General features: G+C 58.2%; 16 protein-coding genes. 13 read left to right on the top strand and 3 right to left on the bottom strand.

From position 1 onward, the window contains the following. The first annotated feature begins 2 nt into the window (after window positions 1–2). The 11 genes from hisG (at window position 3) to FGZ14_RS05290 (ending at window position 9,911) form a co-directional block, all read left to right on the top strand. Window positions 3–854: an ATP phosphoribosyltransferase gene (gene hisG / locus FGZ14_RS05340; RefSeq protein ID WP_139921964.1), complete on the top strand. Its 852-nt coding sequence runs from the start codon at window positions 3–5 to the stop codon at window positions 852–854. 110 nt (window positions 855–964) lie between these two features. Beyond that, a complete protein-coding gene (gene hisD / locus FGZ14_RS05335; RefSeq protein ID WP_139921962.1) occupies window positions 965–2,260 on the top strand; it encodes a histidinol dehydrogenase in 1,296 nt (431 codons plus the stop codon). A gap of 45 nt (window positions 2,261–2,305) precedes the next feature. After that, a complete protein-coding gene (hisC, locus tag FGZ14_RS05330) occupies window positions 2,306–3,355 on the top strand; it encodes a histidinol-phosphate transaminase (RefSeq protein ID WP_139921961.1) in 1,050 nt (349 codons plus the stop codon). A 66-nt stretch (window positions 3,356–3,421) separates the two neighbouring features. Continuing rightward, on the top strand, window positions 3,422–4,534 hold the full coding sequence (gene hisB / locus FGZ14_RS05325) for a bifunctional histidinol-phosphatase/imidazoleglycerol-phosphate dehydratase HisB (protein WP_139921958.1): 1,113 nt from the start codon (window positions 3,422–3,424) through the stop codon (window positions 4,532–4,534). Between the two features lie 166 nt (window positions 4,535–4,700). Then, window positions 4,701–5,291, top strand: a complete 591-nt coding sequence (hisH, locus tag FGZ14_RS05320) for an imidazole glycerol phosphate synthase subunit HisH (protein ID WP_139921956.1) — start codon at window positions 4,701–4,703, stop codon at window positions 5,289–5,291. A 103-nt stretch (window positions 5,292–5,394) separates the two neighbouring features. After that, a complete protein-coding gene (hisA, locus tag FGZ14_RS05315; RefSeq protein WP_139921954.1) occupies window positions 5,395–6,111 on the top strand; it encodes a 1-(5-phosphoribosyl)-5-[(5-phosphoribosylamino)methylideneamino]imidazole-4-carboxamide isomerase in 717 nt (238 codons plus the stop codon). A 137-nt stretch (window positions 6,112–6,248) separates the two neighbouring features. Further along, window positions 6,249–7,007: an imidazole glycerol phosphate synthase subunit HisF gene (gene hisF / locus FGZ14_RS05310; RefSeq protein WP_139921951.1), complete on the top strand. Its 759-nt coding sequence runs from the start codon at window positions 6,249–6,251 to the stop codon at window positions 7,005–7,007. A gap of 175 nt (window positions 7,008–7,182) precedes the next feature. Continuing rightward, complete coding sequence (hisIE, locus tag FGZ14_RS05305; protein WP_180754600.1) at window positions 7,183–7,827, top strand: bifunctional phosphoribosyl-AMP cyclohydrolase/phosphoribosyl-ATP diphosphatase HisIE; 645 nt, start codon at window positions 7,183–7,185, stop codon at window positions 7,825–7,827. Window positions 7,828–8,077: 250 nt separating this feature from the next. Beyond that, a complete protein-coding gene (locus tag FGZ14_RS05300; RefSeq protein WP_110979280.1) occupies window positions 8,078–8,356 on the top strand; it encodes a hypothetical protein in 279 nt (92 codons plus the stop codon). 100 nt (window positions 8,357–8,456) lie between these two features. Then, window positions 8,457–9,245 carry a glycosyltransferase gene (locus tag FGZ14_RS05295; RefSeq protein ID WP_139921949.1) on the top strand — a complete coding sequence of 263 codons (789 nt, stop codon included), beginning with the start codon at window positions 8,457–8,459 and terminating at the stop codon, window positions 9,243–9,245. Between the two features lie 15 nt (window positions 9,246–9,260). Continuing rightward, on the top strand, window positions 9,261–9,911 hold the full coding sequence (locus tag FGZ14_RS05290; RefSeq protein WP_139921947.1) for a lipid-A-disaccharide synthase N-terminal domain-containing protein: 651 nt from the start codon (window positions 9,261–9,263) through the stop codon (window positions 9,909–9,911). 84 nt (window positions 9,912–9,995) lie between these two features. Here FGZ14_RS05290 and FGZ14_RS05285 read toward each other — a convergent pair whose 3' ends face one another. Next, window positions 9,996–10,970, bottom strand: coding sequence for a GDP-mannose 4,6-dehydratase (locus FGZ14_RS05285; RefSeq protein WP_139921945.1), 975 nt, complete (start codon window positions 10,968–10,970; stop codon window positions 9,996–9,998). A 176-nt stretch (window positions 10,971–11,146) separates the two neighbouring features. Here FGZ14_RS05285 and FGZ14_RS05280 point away from each other — a divergent pair, with 176 nt between their 5' ends. Both FGZ14_RS05280 and FGZ14_RS05275 read left to right on the top strand, forming a co-directional pair. Then, a complete protein-coding gene (locus tag FGZ14_RS05280; protein WP_180754502.1) occupies window positions 11,147–12,025 on the top strand; it encodes a glycerophosphodiester phosphodiesterase in 879 nt (292 codons plus the stop codon). 75 nt (window positions 12,026–12,100) lie between these two features. After that, window positions 12,101–13,783 carry a glycosyltransferase family 39 protein gene (locus tag FGZ14_RS05275; RefSeq protein WP_139921941.1) on the top strand — a complete coding sequence of 561 codons (1,683 nt, stop codon included), beginning with the start codon at window positions 12,101–12,103 and terminating at the stop codon, window positions 13,781–13,783. Between the two features lie 147 nt (window positions 13,784–13,930). Here FGZ14_RS05275 and FGZ14_RS05270 read toward each other — a convergent pair whose 3' ends face one another. Together FGZ14_RS05270 and FGZ14_RS05265 are read right to left on the bottom strand one after the other, a co-directional pair. After that, entirely contained in the window at window positions 13,931–14,986 is a 1,056-nt protein-coding gene (locus tag FGZ14_RS05270; RefSeq protein WP_139921939.1) for a hypothetical protein, read from the bottom strand. A gap of 1,348 nt (window positions 14,987–16,334) precedes the next feature. Next, on the bottom strand, window positions 16,335–17,474 hold the full coding sequence (locus tag FGZ14_RS05265) for a lipopolysaccharide assembly protein LapB (protein ID WP_139921936.1): 1,140 nt from the start codon (window positions 17,472–17,474) through the stop codon (window positions 16,335–16,337). Window positions 17,475–17,515 lie beyond the last annotated feature (41 nt).

Raw genomic sequence — 17,515 nt, 5'->3', positions numbered from 1 at the left:
ATATGCTCCGTCTGGCCATCCAGAAATCGGGCCGCCTTAGCGAAGACTCCCTGAACCTGATTCGGGAGTGCGGTATCAGCTTCCTCAGCTCCTCGTACAAGCTTAAAACTGAAGCGACCAACTTCCCCCTCGAAATCCTCTACCTCCGCGACGACGATATTCCCGGCTACGTGCAGGACGGCGTGGCCGACCTGGGCATTGTGGGGCAAAACGTGCTGGTAGAAGCCGGCCTACCCCAGCTGGAAATCGAAGGGCTGGGTTTCAGCAAGTGCCGCCTGAGCCTGGCCGTGCCCCGCGCCGCTGGTTACGACTCCGTGGCTGACCTCTCAGGTAAGAACATTGCCACGTCCTACCCCCGGATTCTGGGCAGCTACCTGCAGGAGCGGGGCGTAACCGCTAACCTGCACACCATTAGCGGTTCGGTAGAAATTGCCCCCAGCATTGGGCTGGCCGAGGCCATCTGTGATATTGTGAGCAGCGGCTCTACGCTGCTTGGCAACGGGCTGCGGGAAGTAGAAACCGTGTTTCGCTCCGAAGCCGTGCTGATTGCCAACCAGCAGTTGAGCGCTGAGAAAAAGGAGCTGCTAGAGCAGCTACAGTTCCGGATGCAGGCCGTGCGCCGGGCCCGGCGCAACAAGTACATTCTGCTGAACGCTCCGGTGGCCTCGCTAGATGCCGTGAAGGCGTTGCTACCCGGTATCAAGTCGCCAACTGTTACCAAGCTGGCCGAGGAAGGCTGGGTGTCGGTGCAGTCGGTCATCAATGAGGATGATTTCTGGCACATTACTGGGCAGCTGAAAGCCGTAGGCGCCGAGGGTATTCTGGTGCTGCCGATTGAGAAGATGATTGCCTGAGCCGGCGGGGGTAGGCCGCGAGCAGCTACTCCTTATATATAGGAGTGCACTCGCGCCGTCTACTTGCAGTCATTAGTAAAATCACTACTAAACGTCAGCCAGAAAACTTCATGCAATTCTTTTCCTACCCCGCCCAAACGGACTGGCCCGCCCTGCAGCAGCGGGCCGCTGCCCAGCAGGCCCAGGACATCGACCAGCGGGTACAGCAGATTTTTGAGGATGTGCGCCAGCGCGGCGACGCGGCCCTGCTCGACTACGCCCAGCGCTTCGACGGCGCCGACCTCTCGGGCGGTTTGCGCGTCAGTCTCGATGAGCTAACGGCCGCCGCGGCCCAGGTCCCGGCCGAGCTGCAGGCGGCCATTCGGCAGGCCTATGCCAACATTTTACGGTTTCACGAGGCACAGGTGCCGCAGCCAGAACAAGTAGAAACCATGCCGGGCGTACACTGCTGGCGCCGGGCGGTGCCCGTGCAGCGGGTGGGCCTCTACATCCCGGGCGGCACGGCGCCGCTGTTCAGCACCCTGCTGATGCTGGGCGTCCCGGCTCGGTTGGCAGCCTGCCCGGAGGTAGTACTGTGCACTCCGCCCCAGCGCGACGGCTCCGTGAACCCAGTGATTCTGTTCACGGCGCAGCTGCTGGGCATCACCACCATTATCAAAGCCGGCGGCGCCCAGGCCGTTGCCGCCCTTACCGGCGGTACGGCCTCGGTGCCCGCTGTTGATAAGATCTTCGGCCCCGGCAACCGCTACGTGACGGCCGCCAAGCAGTTGGCCACGCGCTATGGGGTAGCCATTGACATGCCGGCGGGTCCGTCGGAAGTGCTGGTTATTGCCGACGCCTCGGCTACCCCCGCTTTCGTCGCCGCCGATTTGCTGAGCCAGGCCGAGCACGGCCCCGACTCGCAAGTGATTCTGCTCTCGGATTCAATGAGCATCCTGGAAGCTACTCAGGCCGAAGTAACCCGCCAGCTACAGGAGTTGCCCCGGGCTGAGGTAGCCGCCCAGGCCCTGCAGGAAAGCCGGGCCATTCTGCTCCGCACCCCGGAGGAAATGCTTTACTTCTCGAACCAGTACGCGCCCGAACACCTCATCTTGGCCGTTGAGAACCCCGAGCAATTGGCCGAAGGTGTTACCAGCGCTGGCTCCGTATTCCTGGGCCACCTGACTCCGGAAGCCGCCGGCGACTACGCTTCCGGCACCAACCACACGCTGCCCACCAACGGCTATGCCCGCAACTACAGTGGTGTATCTCTGGATTCGTTTCTGAAAAAGATAACGTTCCAACGGCTTTCCACCGAAGGCCTGCGCAATGTGGGACCGGTGGTGGAGCTGATGGCCGAAGCCGAAGGCCTACGGGCCCACGCCCGCGCCATCACGCTGCGGCTGGAGTCGCTCGACGGTCAATAGAACAGAATCCGCGCTAACAGCGTGGTCATCCTAAATTCAGAATCAATGTTTAACCTCGATAGCCTCGTGCGGCCCAACATCCGGGCCATGAAACCCTATTCTTCGGCCCGCGATGAATTTCAGGGGGAGGCGCATGTGATGCTCGACGCCAACGAGAATAGCCTGGGCAGCGCCGGCCCCGAGCGGTTCAACCGCTACCCTGACCCCGTGCAGCGGGCCGTGAAAGCCGAGCTGGCCCCGCTGAAAGGCGTGCGGCCCGAGCAGATTTTTCTGGGAAACGGCTCCGACGAAGCCATCGACCTGCTGGTGCGCCTGACCTGCACTCCCGGCCAGGACAGCATTCTGATTCTGCCGCCTACCTATGGCATGTATGAGGTAGCCGCTAATCTGAATGATGTGCGTATTGAACGGCTGCCGCTTACCGAGGACTTTCAGCTCTCTTCCGAGACGGTGGCGGGGGTAGTAGCTTCCGAGGCCAAGCTGGTATTTTTGTGCTCGCCCAACAACCCGACGGGCAATCTGCTCCACGCCGAAGCCATCGAGCAAATTCTGCGCGGCTTCCGGGGACTGGTAGTAGTGGATGAGGCTTATGCCGATTTTGCTGCGGCTCCCAGCTGGACCACGCGCCTGCAGGAGTTTCCGAACCTGGTTATTCTGCAGACCTTCTCCAAGGCCTGGGGCCTGGCGGGCCTGCGCTTGGGCATGGCCTTTGCCAGTCCGGAAATCGTCGGCTACCTCAACAAAATCAAGCCACCCTACAACGTATCGGAGGCTACCCAGCAGCACGCCCTGCAGGCCCTGCGCGACGCCGCCCGCTTCGAGGGTATGCGCCAGGAGCTGCTTCGGGGCCGCGATTGGCTGGCCGAGCGTCTGCCGGCCGTGCCCATCGTGGAAACCGTATTTCCTTCGGATGCGAATTTCCTGCTGGTGCGCTTCCGGCCTGATGCCACAGCCGTGTACGACTTCCTGGTAAGCCGAGGCATCATTGTGCGCAACCGTACTACCCAGCCTGGCTGCGCCGGCACGCTCCGCCTCACGGTGGGCTCACCCCAGGAAAATGAGCAGCTGCTGGATGCCCTCCAGAAGTTCGAGTAAGTCCGCATCTGCCCGACGTTACGACATTCCAGATTTCATCTGACCCCGCGGGGTCATCTCTCCACCATGAAGAAAGTTCTTTTCATTGACCGGGACGGCACCATCCTCATCGAGCCGCCCACCGATTTTCAGGTTGACTCCCTGAGCCGGGAAAAATTTCAGTTTGTGCCGGGCTCCATCACCGGACTGGCGCGCATTGCCCGCGAACTGGACTACGAGCTGGTGCTGGTGAGCAACCAAGATGGCCTGGGCACCGACAGCTTTCCGGAAGACACCTTCTGGCCGGCCCACACCATGATGCTCGATATTCTGCGCTCGGAAGGAGTGGAGTTTGCCCGCGAGCATATCGACCGGAGCTTCCCCCACGAAAACCTGGCTACCCGCAAGCCCGGCATTGGAATGCTGCAGCAGTACCTGGGAGAAGGAAGCGGCTACGACCTGGCCGGCTCCTTTGTTATCGGCGACCGGCTCACCGATGTGGAGCTGGCCCAGAACTTAGGCTGCCAGTCTATTCTGATCCGGCCGGAAGGGGAGGAGGATGAACGCGCTGCTCTGACAACCACCAACTGGGAAAAGATATACCAATTCCTGCGGTTGCCCGCCCGCACGGCGGTAGTACAACGCGACACCAACGAAACTAAAATCAGCATCGAAATAAACCTCGATGGAAATGGTCGTCCGCAGATACACACTGGGCTAGGGTTCTTCGATCATATGCTTGATCAGCTCAGCAAGCACTCGGGCGTGGATATGAAAATTTCGGTACAGGGTGACTTGCACATCGACGAGCACCATACCATCGAAGACACGGCTATTGCCTTGGGCGAGGCCTTCACCCAGGCCCTCGGCGACAAGCGTGGTCTGGCCCGCTACGGTTTCCTGCTCCCCATGGACGACGTGCTTGCCCAGGCCGCCATCGACTTTTCCGGCCGCCCCTGGATGGTATGGGACGCGGAGTTCAAGCGGGAAAAAATTGGTGACATGCCCACGGAAATGTTTTACCATTTCTTTAAAAGTTTCTCCGATGCGGCTCGTTGCAACCTCAATATTAAAGCCGAAGGGCAAAACGAACACCATAAGATTGAGGCCATCTTCAAGGCCGTAGCCAAGTCCATCAAGATGGCTTTGGTGCGGGATGCTGCCCGCATGGAAATTCCCAGTACGAAGGGAGTTTTGTAGTTTTAACATTTGTATAAACATATGGTAAAGACTTCATTGTCTCTAGTTTGTCAAGTACATCTGCTTAGAGAGTCAAGAAGGGGAATTAAGGCAGCTGAATGCGAGCAAGGGTTGCACCATATGTTTATACAAATGAGTAAATGACAATTTGTTCTTAACTCCTCAAATGGAAATAGCAGTAATTGATTACAAAGGCGGCAACGTACAGTCCGTGCTGTTTGCGCTAGAACGCCTGGGAGTACAGGCTACCCTGACCTCGGAGCCCGAAGTGATTCGGCGCGCCGATAAGGTCTTGTTTCCGGGCGAAGGCGAAGCTGCTTCGGCTATGCGCGAGCTGCGGGCCCAGGGCCTGGATGAGCTTCTACCGACGCTTACTCAACCTTTCCTGGGCATCTGTCTGGGCATGCAGCTGCTGGGCCAACATAGTGAGGAAGGCGGCGGTACCGACCTGCTCGGTATTTTGCCTTTTAACGTGATTCGCTTCCCCAGTGCTCCGGAGTACAAAGTGCCGCACATGGGCTGGAACAACCTGCAGGCGCTTCGCTCCCCGCTCTTTGAAGGGCTGCGCGAGGAGGACTACGTATACTTTGTGCACAGCTACTACGCACCCGTCGGGGATTATACCATTGCCCAGGCCGAGTACCCCACGCCATTTAGTGCCGCCGTGCAGTACCAGAACTTCTACGCCGTGCAGTTTCACACCGAGAAAAGCGGCCCGGTCGGGACGCGGATTCTGGAAAATTTTCTGAAGCTCTAGCCGCCTTTGGCCTGGCCACAGGGGGTAGGGATTATTCTGCTACCCCCTGTGGCCAGGCCAAGTGCCGCGGCGCTTTCTACCCTCATCATTCTAGCAGACACCCATGGAAATCATTCCCGCTATTGACCTTATCAATGGCCAGTGCGTGCGCCTCACCGAGGGCGACTTCTCCCAGCAGACCACCTACGACTCCGACCCCCTGGCCGTAGCCCAGCGCTTCGAACAGCATGGGGTAAAGCGCCTGCATCTGGTGGACCTGGACGGGGCCCGGGCCAAGCAGCCGGTGAACCTGCCGGTACTGGAGCGCATTGCCCGGCACACCGCCCTGGAAATTGACTTTGGCGGGGGGCTGCAAAGCGAGGATACCGTGCGGCAGGCCTTTGAGGCGGGCGCCCGTCAGATTACGGCCGGCAGCATAGCCGTGCGGGAACCCGAAACGGTGGCCGGCTGGCTGCGCGCCTTTGGGGCTGAGCGCATCATCGTGGGGGCTGATTTTCGCGACAACTTTATTTCCATTAACGCCTGGGCCGAGCAGAGCGAGCGGACCCTACAGGAGTTCGTGGCCGACTACCTGACGGCGGGCGCGAGTACCTTCATCTGCACCGATGTCAGCAAAGATGGCAAGCTGCAGGGCCCCGCGCTGGCTACCTACCAGCAATTGCGCAAGCAGCTACCCGCTGCCCAGCTGGTGGCCAGCGGCGGCGTCACGACCCTGGCCGATGTGGAAGCCCTGGCGAGAATCGGGATGCACGGCGCTATTATTGGCAAGGCCATCTATGAGGGCACCATTACCCTGGCCGAGCTCCAACCCTGGCTGTAGGGGCGTTTATTGATTGGTTCTTTTGTCATCCTGAGCGGAGCGAAGGACCTTATTACGGCTGAAGGATAACAACGGCTTCGTGCCGGCGTGATAAGGTCCTTCGCTCCGCTCAGGATGACAGCATATTTCAGCAACCCATGCTAACCAAACGAATTATACCCTGCCTCGACGTAAAGGATGGCCGCACTGTAAAGGGCGTCCGGTTTGAGGGCCTGCGCGATGCCGGTGACCCCGTGGCCCTGGCTGCCCGCTATGCCCGCGAGGGCGCCGACGAGCTGGTGTTCCTCGATATTACCGCTACCAACCAAAAGCGCGCGACCCTGGTGGCGCTGGTGCGCGACGTAGCGCGTGAGCTGGACATTCCGTTCACCGTAGGCGGCGGTATTGGCACCGTGGCCGATGTGGAAGCCTTGCTGCTGAACGGGGCCGATAAAGTCAGCATCAACTCCGCGGCGCTGGCCCGGCCCGAGCTCATTGACGAGCTGGCCGCCCGTTTTGGTTCGCAGTGCATTGTGGTAGCTGCTGATGCCCGCTACAACGATGCCGACGGCTGGCAGATCTACACCCGGGCCGGCACTCATAATACCGGCCGCGACGCGGTGCAGTGGTGTCGGGAGGCGGCTGAGCGGGGCGCCGGCGAGCTACTGCTGACTTCTATGAGCAACGATGGCACCAAGGACGGCTTCGCGCTGGATATTACCGGGGCCGTAAGCCGGGCTGTGTCGGTGCCGGTGGTGGCTTCCGGTGGGGCGGGCTCCAAGCAGGACTTCACCAACGTATTCCAGCAGGCCCACGCCGACGCCGGGTTGGCTGCCAGCATTTTTCACTTCGGCGAGATTGGTATCCGAGAGCTGAAAGAGCACCTGCGGGCTGATGGTATTCCGGTGCGGCTGTAGTTTTCAGGTGAGGAGGTGATAGGGCAAAGGTTGACAGATTAAGAAGGAAGCAGGGGGTAGGCCAGCCCTGCATATCAGGCGGAGGAATCCGGCCTGATTCATGGAGCAGCTCCCAGCCGTGTCACTTGTCGCCATTTACCTTATCCTCTCATCCCTTTGTCACCTCATGAGTTTTATGAAAATGGACTTTGCTAAAATGCCCGATGGCCTGATTCCCGTGATTGTGCAGGATGCCCACACGGGCCAGGTGCTGATGCTGGGCTATCAGAACGAGGAAGCCCAGCGCGTTACCGAGCAAACGGGCCGCGTGACCTTCTATTCGCGCTCCAAGCAGCGCCTCTGGACCAAGGGCGAAACCTCGGGCAACTACCTCACCGTGGTGAGCCAACACCCCGACTGCGACCAGGACGCCCTGCTGATCCGGGCCATACCGGACGGGCCCACCTGCCACCGCGGCACGACTAGCTGCTTTGAACAGCCTGATCAAATGGCCTACCCGGCCCCGGCTGTTAGCTTTATTGCTGAACTGGAGCGCTTAGTGCAGCGCCGCCAGCAGTTCCCCGACGAAGACCCCAAATCCTACACGGTGTCGTTGTTCCGTAAGGGCATGCCAAAGATTGCCCAGAAAGTGGGAGAGGAGGCCGTGGAAACGGTGATTGATGCCGTAGGCGGAAATCTGGAAGGCCTGAAAGGGGAGGCCGCCGACCTGCTCTACCACCTGCTAGTGCTCCTGACGGCCTCAGGTCTGTCGTTGGAAGACATTGTGCAGGTACTGCGTCAGCGCCACACCACCATTGCTGCGGGAGTTCGGCGGGAGTAAACAGGTATCTGTATTATTCCATTAAACATGGGGTAAGGCGCGGATAATGTTTCAACTGGGATATACCATACTTTTAATATGCTTGCTCGCGTGTTTTGCCGGGTGATAAGAGTAAACCAAATGGAATAAGATAATTTCATTCTAGTGAGGGGCGGAGCTGATTATGATGTAGTTTTTATAACTATATTAGTTGAACTGTCGGGCTTGCTGTATGGAGCCTGGCGCAGGTTTGATTTACTTTTCAGCTCGTATGTTTCCCTCACCCGTTGCCCACGCTATGCGGCTCTGGCAGGATATGCTAGGCCAGGAACATGAAACGCCCCGCTCCTTTCTCTGGGAGAATGTAGAAGATATGGAACCCGATGAAGCTGGGCCCATAGACTGGAAAAACCAGCAGGTTAAAACCCGCATCTACTTTAAAGGCGACAAGGTGATTTGTGTGCTGGGCGAATACACCTACTGGCGACGGCAGTGGCAGGCGTTTGCCAAATGGCACGCGGTGCCCCTGTCGCAACTTCGGCTGAATTAACTGCAAGCGCCCTATCTACCCGGTAGGGCGCTTTTGCGTAAGGAAGAGCACACGTTAAATCTGTGTTACCTTGCAGGCTTTCCCTCAGAAACCTTCCTGTATGCCCGATAATGCCGCGTATTTAGCCCAGCAAAGCCTGACGGTGCTGGTACCCGTTTATAACGAAGAAGAAAGCCTGGGGCAGTTTGTGGTGGAGATGGACAAGTTTCTGGCCGTAACGCCCGTGGCTACCACCGTCCTGTTCGTCAATGATGGCTCTACCGATGGCTCCCTGGCCATTCTGCGCGAGGTATGCGGCCGCAGTGCCCACTACGAGTTTATCAGCCTAAGCCAGAATCGGGGGCTGAGCACGGCCATCAAAGCCGGCGTTGACTACGCCCGCACCACCCTGATTGGCTACATTGACTCCGATATCCAAACCACCCCACTGGATTTTCTGGAGTTCCTGCCGTTTTTCCCGGAGTATGACATGGTGAACGGCATCCGGGCCAAGCGCCAGGACACCTTCGTCAAGAAGCTTTCCTCCAAGATTGCCAACGGGGTGCGGCGCACCCTCATCAACGATGGAATTCAGGATACGGGCTGCCCACTCAAGATTATGAAAATCGAGTATGCCCGTCGGATTCCGCTGTTTCACGGCATGCACCGCTTCCTGGGGGCACTGGTGCAGCTGCAAGGCGGCAAGGTGAAGCAGCTGCCGGTGCGCCACTTTCCGCGTTTTGCGGGCACGGCTAAGTACAACCTCTGGAACCGGGCCTGGAAGCCCCTGGTCGATACCTTCGGGTTCCGCTGGATCCGCAGCCGCTGGAAGAACTATGAAATCGGGGAGCACCACCGCCAGTCGGTCTCAGAAGCTTCGGTGGATAGCCTTCCTAACGCAAGCCGCTAAGTGGGGGCCCTAGATATGAGCACGCAAACCCTGGCGCTGGGTATTGGGCTGGTTTCGCAGCTGTTGTTTTCCAGCCGGATTGTGCTGCAGTGGATCCAAAGCGAGCGGGCCAAGCGGGTGCTGGTGCCTACCTTGTTCTGGCAGATCAGTCTGGTGTCCTCGTTTCTGATGATTGTGTACGGCATCCTGCGTCACGACCCCATCATCCTGGCCGCTCAGCTCATCAGCTACGCCATCTATATCCGCAACCTGCAGCTGCTGGGCGAGTGGAACAAGCTGAACCCCTGGTTTCGGGCCGGGGCTTACGTGTTTCCGGTGGCTATGCTGGGCTGGTTTGTGGCCGGCAACCAGCACTTTAGCCTGCGGGCCATGCTGGGCAGTCGCATTCCACGCGGGGTACTCATGCTGGGTGCAGTGGGCCAAACCATCTTTCTGCTGCGCTTCGTGTACCAGTGGCTGTATTCAGAACGCAAAGGCGAATCGTCGCTACCCCTGAGCTTCTGGCTGATCAGCTTCGTGGGCTCTGTACTCATCCTGATTTACGCCATTCTGCGGCGGGATGTGGTGCTGCTGATCGGGAATATCTTCGGCACGGTGGTGTACGCCCGCAACATTGTGCTGCTGCGGCGGGAAGAAGCCCGCATGGCCCGGACGCCTACCCTCTAACCTTACCTGAAAGCACAACAAAGGCCCGCCAGAATGTATCTGGCGGGCCTTTGTTGTTTGATAGGAGGCTGAGTATAGGAGATGTCAGATAGGTTCCGACTGGTCCATCCACTGCACAAAGGCCTGTAGCCCGTCGGCCAGGGTAGTTTGGGGCTCGTACCCCAGCAGGCGCTGGGCTTTGCTGATGTCGGCATAAGTGACGTCCACGTCGCCGGCCTGCATGGGTTGGAAGGCCAACTGGGGGGTAGTGTGTACGGCCTGCCCCACGGCTTCAATCAGCTCCAGCAAGGCCACCGGGCGGTTGTTGCCCAGGTTAATGGTTTCATAGACCTGGTCGTGGGTCAGCAGGTAGGCCACACCCCGGGCAATACCGTCCACCGTATCGAGCACGAAGGTATAGTCGCGGGCCGTAGTGCCGTCGCCGAATACCGGAATAGGTTCGCCGGCCCGGAGCAGCCGCACAAACTTATGGATAGCCAGGTCGGGGCGCTGGCGGGGGCCATACACGGTAAAGAAGCGGGCATTGAGTACATCCAGCCCATGGAGGTGATGGAAGGTGTAGGTGAGCTGCTCGCCGCTGAGCTTAGAGGCCGCGTAGGGCGAAATGCAGGAGGCCAGCAGGTTCATATCCTCGCGGAAGGGCCGCTCCGGGGTGTTGCCGTACACCGAGGACGAGGAAGCGAAAAACAGCTTTCGGATATCCCGCAGGCGCATCCATTCCAGCAGGTGCGTCGTCCCCACCACGTTGTTTTCCAAATAGGCAATGGGCTCCCGCACCGAAGGGCCTACCCCTGCCTTGGCCGCCAGGTGTACCACTACTTCTATGGGGTCGGCGGGCAGGGCGTCAACCAGCGCATCCATACCCTGGCGCAGGTCGGCTTCATGGAAGGTAAAGCGAGGGTGCTGGAGGCAGATTCGGAGGTTCTGCTGCTTGCGGGCACGGTCGTAGAAGGGGTCAAAATTATCCAGGCCCACCACGCGGTGCCCGTCGTGGAGCAGCCGCTCGGCGAGGTGCGAGCCAATAAAGCCCGCACAGCCTGTAACCAGAATGGAAGCCATGCGTGAAGTGCAGCGGGAGAGAGTGTGTATGAAGGGGAGAAGCCCCGGTGGGAGGGGTGGGGCGCAAATGTAACCGGAAATGCCCTTCTACGGTTACGCTAAGCAGCAGATGGCTCCCCAGGATGGGGCGGCCGCCGTCTGTCTGGTTTTTCTTTCCTTTTCTGCTCTCCCTACCTATGATGCTAGTTACGCGGGCCGCGGTGTGGGGCTGGCTTGGTGGCCTGCTGCTGAGTTTTGTGACGCCTGCCGGTGGGTTGCTGGCCCAAACGGCTCCCGGGCCGCCGTTGGTCATCGGCCACGCCGGTTCGGGCTTCGTGCATGTCTTCAATTCCCTACCCCCCAGCAGTCTGCGAAGCCTTCAGCGGGCCCTGGCGCACGGGGCCGATGGGGTAGAGGCGGACGTGCGCCTAAGCCAGGACAGCATTCCGGTCCTCTACCACGACCACACCCTGAATTCCATGACCAACGGTACCGGCTGCGTTAGTCAGACCCCGGCCGCCCGCCTTACCCAGCTGCGCTACCGGGTGGGCTGGCTTCACAACTGGCGGCAGCACGAGCAGCCAGCCACGCTGGAAATGATACTCGCGCAGCTCGCCCGGCGCCCGGTCTTTCCCTACCTCCACCTGGATCTGCACGAAGATGATGCCTGCTCCAGCGGTGACGTGGCCCGTAGCGAGGCCCTGGCCCGAAGGCTGCGGCAACTGCTGACGCGCTACCAGGTGCCGGCTGAGCGGGTCCTTATCCTCACCAACCGCCCCGCTACGCTCCGGTATCTGCACCGGTTGTTGCCGGCCGTGGCGCTGGGCCTTGAGTTTACCGGGGAGTTTGAAACCGGGCTTCGGGAGCTGGAGGGGCTGCCCACGGTGGGGTCTGCGGTGCTGCACAAAGACGATGTTACCCCCGAGCGGGTGGCCTGCCTGCGGGGGCTGGGCAAGCAGGTGGTGGTGTTTGGGGGGCGCTCGGCCCGGGCCCTCCGGCGAGTGGCGGGAGTAGGGCCCGACGCGTATGAGGTGGACAACGTGCGGCGCCTGCGGGCCATCTTGCGTCGGCCCTAGCCAGCGGGTGCTGCCCCGGCTTACCACGCCCGAAGCGCAACGGCCCTTACCTTAGGAAAATACTGAACAGATTTTATGCGGATTTCAACGAGTAGGACTGCCCACTGGGGGCGGTGGGTAGTGGTACTGGCCGTGTGTGGGGTTAATTTCTTTCTGTACGCCGGTGCTCCGGAAGTCAGCCTGATGGAGGCGCGCAATTTTGTGGCGGCCCGGGAAATGGTAGCTGGTGGGTCCTGGCTTATCCCAACGATGAACGGTGAGCTGCGCCTTGCCAAGCCGCCTCTGCCTACCTGGGCCGTAGCGGCCTGGCAGCAACTGATTGGGCCCACCGAAGAGCTAGGTTTGCTGCGGGTGCCGGCCGGGTTGGCGGGCACGCTGCTGGTGCTGTTTTTCTGGGGGCTGGCGCGGGAGTTGACCCGCCATGCCCCGGGGGAGGACCTTCGCCCCGGCCGCACCGCCTGGCTCGGGGCCCTAGTGCTTGCCAGTAGCCTGCTGGTGGTTACTACGGCCCGGGAGGGGCAGTGGGACATATTTGCCACCAGTATGATGGTGGGTAGCCTGTGGCTGCTGGTGCGCGGCTGGCAGCGCCCGCAACACTCGTGGCTGCCGTTGTTTGGGGCCGGGGTACTGGCCGGGCTGTCTATCCTGAGTAAGGGGCCCGTAGCGGTATATGCCGTTTTGTTACCCTTTGTGGGGGCCTACCTGCTTACCCGGGCCCAGCACCGCCGGCAGCTAGGGCAGCACAAGGCGGGCACTCTGGCCGCGGCAGCGGTGGCGTTGCTTATTGGTGGCAGCTGGCCGGTGTACATCTGGCTGAAAGTTGCGCCGGTGGCCTTAAAAGTGGCCCGCACGGAAATATCTTCCTGGGGGGAGCGGCACGTGCAGCCCCTGTGGTATTACTGGTCGTTTTTTGCCTTCACCGGATTGTGGGCTCTGGTTGCCCTGGTTGTCCTGGTCAGCCCTTACGCCCGGCCCCGGGCCGGGCGGTTTATTCCGTACGCCGTGGCGTTGGGGTGGGTGATGATCGGGTTGGTACTGCTGAGTCTGGTGCCCGAGAAAAAGGAGCGGTATATGTTACCCCTCATGCCGGCACTGGCTTTACTTGTTGCTGGAATGCTGCGGTACTGGGAAAGTACCCGGACCACGGCCCGAACAACCCCAGATGCTTGGCTGGTCCGGGTTTGGGGGAGTCTGCTGGCGGTGGCGTATGCCGCTTTGCCCGTGGCTATGGTTCTGAGCCGTTTGCCCGAACTGGCCTGGGCTAGTCCTCGGTTTATACTGGGTGTCGTGCTTTTTGGAGGGCTGGCCGCCTGGGTGTGGGGGTGGGGGATACGCCTTGTCCGCACCGAGGTGATGATTAGCGCCACGCTGCTGGGGGGAGTAGCTATGGTAGCGCTGCTGGTACCCGCGTACCCGGCCTGGGAATCCCGCAAGCAGACCCCCGGCCTACGTCGTATGCCCAACATGCGTACCCTCCCGGGCCTGGCGGGCGTTGCGAACTGGCGCAGCCTGGATACCCTGCATGTAAAGCAGGTGTGGTCGGCCGGCCGTACGGTTGCGGTATGGCATCCCACGGCGGCCACGCTGCAGTCTCTGCGCGAGCCCTTAGCGGTTTTCAGTGCTTCCCCCGCCAAAAGCCGACTACCCGTTGGCTGGGCCAGCTGGGTGCGGGTCACCCCACTGGATACATTCTATCTGGGCCGCGACCGGCAATCGGGTTATTGGTTTGTTTCCCGGCTAGATCCAATTAATGAATAAACGGCGTTGCTGATTAATGCCTGATAAGCAGTTGATTGAATAAAACATTTATTTAACATAATAGATAACCAAGAGTTGGAGAAGTGAGTCCCGGGTCAATCACTCATTAGCGTGAATTGCCCGGGACTCATTAAGGAGGGAAGGGTTTCAGCTTTTCAACCTTCGTCGGATCTTCTCCAAAAGCGCTTCTACAATGTCCAGATCATCCAGTTCCTGTACGGACAGCTGCGAGTCCAACCCAGGCCCGCTAATCCGGATGGTGTAGGACACTGCTGGCGTTACGGCAGGTTCTGCGGGGGGAATTGGTGCTGGCCGCTGCGGGGCCTCTGGTATGCTGCTTGCAGTGCCACTGGGTATGGTGGTCGGCTCGGGTGTAGGAACGCTACCCGTATTGGTAGTATTAGTCGTTACGGGTGGTATAAACACGGCCTCAGGTCCAGCACCGGTTGGCCCCGCAAGCGTGATGCCTTCCTGGGTAAAGTCTTCCAGATCCGAAGTATCCAGGCCAAATAGGCTGGATACAGCATCCATTGTCCGCCCGGAAGGTACAAGAGACGGTATGGATGATATACCACTAGAAGGGGGGAGCGTCTGTTGTGGCTCTGCAGGAGCACTAGAAGCAGCTCGTGGTGGCTGAGATTCCGTAGCAGCAGCTGATCCAGCCCGGAACATATTCAGGGGCATTTCAGAGCTGGCCAGTTCGCGCCGGGGCGTTTGTTGAGCTGCTAACTGATCAATGTCAATAATCACGTTTCGCTCATCCAGGATGCCTGCCATTCGTGCTCCGTCCACAAAAGCCTTTGCTACACCTTGTGCGTTTATCTCTTCAACCCCAAACTCCCGAATAAGCATCACGTCGAACATGTGCACAGGCAGTTCCCGGTTCCTGAACTTGCGGCATATCTGGGTAAAGAGTGGGGGGTGAAGGAAAGCTTCACGGTGATAAATTTTCTCCTCATGCTTATCGTAGGCGTGCTTGATGCGTCGGAACAGGTTGGTAGTCGTTAGCAGTTCCCGCTTGCTAGTAAGCAAACCGAACTTTACAGCAGAGCCAATGATAGCCTTGAAGGAGCCGCTGACTTTACGATTGAGCTTACGCGCTGCCGTTTCAATAGCGCACTTGCCCCCAGTATCATCTACCACTTCAGCCACTTCCCAAGCACCTGTATAGCTAGTGCGGGGATAATCAATAGTCTTAGGCATAAGAGAGAGTTGTAAGAAGGAATGTGAGGTAGTAAATATACGAGGTATAAGAAGACAATGTTGTCAGAGCAAGTGTATAAAAGGCATAAAAAGCACAAAATAATATATAAAAGTATTACCTTATTATACTTTTTGTGCTTTTATATACTTGTATTATCTACTACATACTCTCTCCTTTGCATATCGTATTTTATTAACTCCTTTTTTTATTACCACCCAATGGAGGAGGGGGGCCCGGGCGGGTAGGGGACATAAAACGCCTTTCTCACAAGTATATATCTGCTCTACCAAAACTTCAGCTACTGAAGCCACATCCGACATGCCCGATGCTTAGAATGTCTTATAGAGCATCAAATCATGTAACCAAGCTTTCCAATTCATACTATGCTGATTTCAGCTTAAGTAAAGACTAGAACCCGAGGTTGGATAGGGGAGAGGCCAGACTGAACCTTTACTTTCCTTCGAACAGTGGCTACCTCAGTCAGTACATAATTCTCCTTATCACAGCTCTGGGATTGGCCATTAAAAGATGGCATACAAACCCAAAGACCATGTGCTTTGTGATATCCGTCCCGTAGATTAGTTAAGATTTGACGCCCATTGCAGTACTGCACCCGGCCGAGCAATAGCCTAATAGTTACCAGGTGTATAAACTGAACCTGGTTGTCGATTTAGCCTCACGAGTAGCCGCTCAACAATACTGTTTAAAGCAGCAGATGATCTTGCCCACTGCTGCTTGATCCACACGCAGCACCTTGCCGTCCCCACTAGACGCAACGTCTGGAAACTAATACCGGCTAACATCATTGCCGACGTTCCACTAGCTTCTTGCCGCAACGCGTAAGTATCCGACACGCTGTCCTAGTAAATTTAGCCCTCAATCGCGTGTCACTAGCTTCAGCCAGCCGCAAAGGCAGCTCGAAGATCTAGGGACGCTTTCGTGCGCTCAGTTGCTGAGTCGTTGTTGGGACCGAGGCATAACCATATAGAGTGCACAATCTGCGAATGCAGCGCGGCCTTGTCTGCCACATATGACAAGTATGACAATGGAAATGGATTAGACACTTAAAGCATCACGCAGTTTCCGCGTCACAACTTCTCCTTCTTAATAGGTATCAACTGCCGCACGGTCCCACACGCGTTGCCGATTGCGCTGGTTGCCTAACTGCAGAATATCCTGTCTGACCACAAGGGCTGATATAGATGATTATTCGCTGATCGAAGGCCATATTCTTTTGTCTTATAATTTATATTATGTTAATTAGAGTTTCTAACAAACAGCCCGAAGCGCTTGATCGTGCACCTCGGGCTGTAAATCAACTCCCCTGCTTAAGCCGAGGAGTTCCTTTTATTTCTTTGCTTCCAGCTTGGCAGACATTCGCTCTGAGTCGGCGGTACGGCCAACCCGCAGGTAAGCTTTCTGCAACGACGAGATGGTAGAACGATCATCGGGCTGAGCCTGCAGCGCCTTCTCGAAGTACGGAATCGACTCCTGGAAGAACTTCTTCCCATCAGCCTCATACTTCTTGCCCGACTTCTGGTACTCAGCCAGACTCATTTTGCTGGCCCGTGTGTACAAGTCGGCGGCCTTGTTGTAGTTGTACACCCCTAGGTTGAAGTTGGCATCGAAGTTATTCGGGTCCACTTCCACAGCCTTCTTGTAGGCCTCCAGAGCTTTGGCAGGCTGCTTGTCCTGGTCATAAACGGAACCCAGCACTGCGTACAGGTTGGAGTTGGTCGGGTCGGCAGCAATGGCGCGCTCAATCTTGCTGATGGCTTCTTTGCCGCGACCGGCGCTCAGCTCCATGTTCAGGTCTTCGAGCATAAAGCCTTTGTTGGCAGGATACGCTGCCAGCGCGTCCTGCAGCACTTTACGCGCTGCCGCGTCGTCCTTCTCCTGACGGGCAATCTGCAGCAGTCGGCCATACATCTGCGGCGACTTATAGCCAATGCCCTGCAGTTTGCTGTACATTTCCTTTGCGCCCGTGAAATCCTGGTTGGCTTCCGAAGCATAGGCAGCGTAGAGATACGCCGTCGAGTCCTGGGGTCGGATCTGCTGGGCCATGCGGTATGCTTCGATGGCTTTTGCGTAGTCTTTGCCGTTGTAGCTTTCTACCCCCGAGTTAAGGGCCAGGCCATAAAGGCCATCGAGCTTCTGCGAGGCCATCTTGCCGTACTCGCTGTCTTTGCCTTCCAGGCTCACAGCTTTCGAATACGACTCAAAGGCCGTTTTGGTGCCTTCGCTGGCCGGCAACGATTTACCATAAATCGGGCTGGCTACAATGCCTTCGTAAATCTCACCCCGAGTGTACCAGGTTTTGGCTTTGCCCTGGGTTTTCTCGTTGGTAATAGCCTTGTCGATTTCGGTGCGGGCCTTGTCCAGCGTGCCTTGCTTCTGAAACAGAATGGCATTGGTAACGGCCGAGTTCTGCGCCGAAGCCGTGTAGAAAGCGGCGGCGGCCACGAGGGTCAAAATAGTCTTCTTCATGGGAGTCTTACTGAAGAATGAGCAGGGTTAGTGAAAGGAAT

The organism is Hymenobacter sp. DG01 (assembly GCF_006352025.1).
In the GTDB taxonomy this organism is placed as follows: domain Bacteria; phylum Bacteroidota; class Bacteroidia; order Cytophagales; family Hymenobacteraceae; genus Hymenobacter.
The sequence above is the reverse complement of the archived record's forward strand: the minus strand, read 5'-3'. Positions and strand labels throughout refer to the sequence as shown.

Coding starts and splice junctions, on each gene's coding strand:
- hisG (WP_139921964.1), top strand. CDS start 3: ATGCTCCGTCTGGCCATCCAGAAATCGGGCCGCCTTAGCGAAGACTCC.
- hisD (WP_139921962.1), top strand. CDS start 965: ATGCAATTCTTTTCCTACCCCGCCCAAACGGACTGGCCCGCCCTGCAG.
- hisC (WP_139921961.1), top strand. CDS start 2,306: ATGTTTAACCTCGATAGCCTCGTGCGGCCCAACATCCGGGCCATGAAA.
- hisB (WP_139921958.1), top strand. CDS start 3,422: ATGAAGAAAGTTCTTTTCATTGACCGGGACGGCACCATCCTCATCGAG.
- hisH (WP_139921956.1), top strand. CDS start 4,701: ATGGAAATAGCAGTAATTGATTACAAAGGCGGCAACGTACAGTCCGTG.
- hisA (WP_139921954.1), top strand. CDS start 5,395: ATGGAAATCATTCCCGCTATTGACCTTATCAATGGCCAGTGCGTGCGC.
- hisF (WP_139921951.1), top strand. CDS start 6,249: ATGCTAACCAAACGAATTATACCCTGCCTCGACGTAAAGGATGGCCGC.
- hisIE (WP_180754600.1), top strand. CDS start 7,183: ATGAAAATGGACTTTGCTAAAATGCCCGATGGCCTGATTCCCGTGATT.
- FGZ14_RS05300 (WP_110979280.1), top strand. CDS start 8,078: ATGTTTCCCTCACCCGTTGCCCACGCTATGCGGCTCTGGCAGGATATG.
- FGZ14_RS05295 (WP_139921949.1), top strand. CDS start 8,457: ATGCCCGATAATGCCGCGTATTTAGCCCAGCAAAGCCTGACGGTGCTG.
- FGZ14_RS05290 (WP_139921947.1), top strand. CDS start 9,261: ATGAGCACGCAAACCCTGGCGCTGGGTATTGGGCTGGTTTCGCAGCTG.
- FGZ14_RS05285 (WP_139921945.1), bottom strand. CDS start 10,970: ATGGCTTCCATTCTGGTTACAGGCTGTGCGGGCTTTATTGGCTCGCAC.
- FGZ14_RS05280 (WP_180754502.1), top strand. CDS start 11,147: ATGATGCTAGTTACGCGGGCCGCGGTGTGGGGCTGGCTTGGTGGCCTG.
- FGZ14_RS05275 (WP_139921941.1), top strand. CDS start 12,101: ATGCGGATTTCAACGAGTAGGACTGCCCACTGGGGGCGGTGGGTAGTG.
- FGZ14_RS05270 (WP_139921939.1), bottom strand. CDS start 14,986: ATGCCTAAGACTATTGATTATCCCCGCACTAGCTATACAGGTGCTTGG.
- FGZ14_RS05265 (WP_139921936.1), bottom strand. CDS start 17,474: ATGAAGAAGACTATTTTGACCCTCGTGGCCGCCGCCGCTTTCTACACG.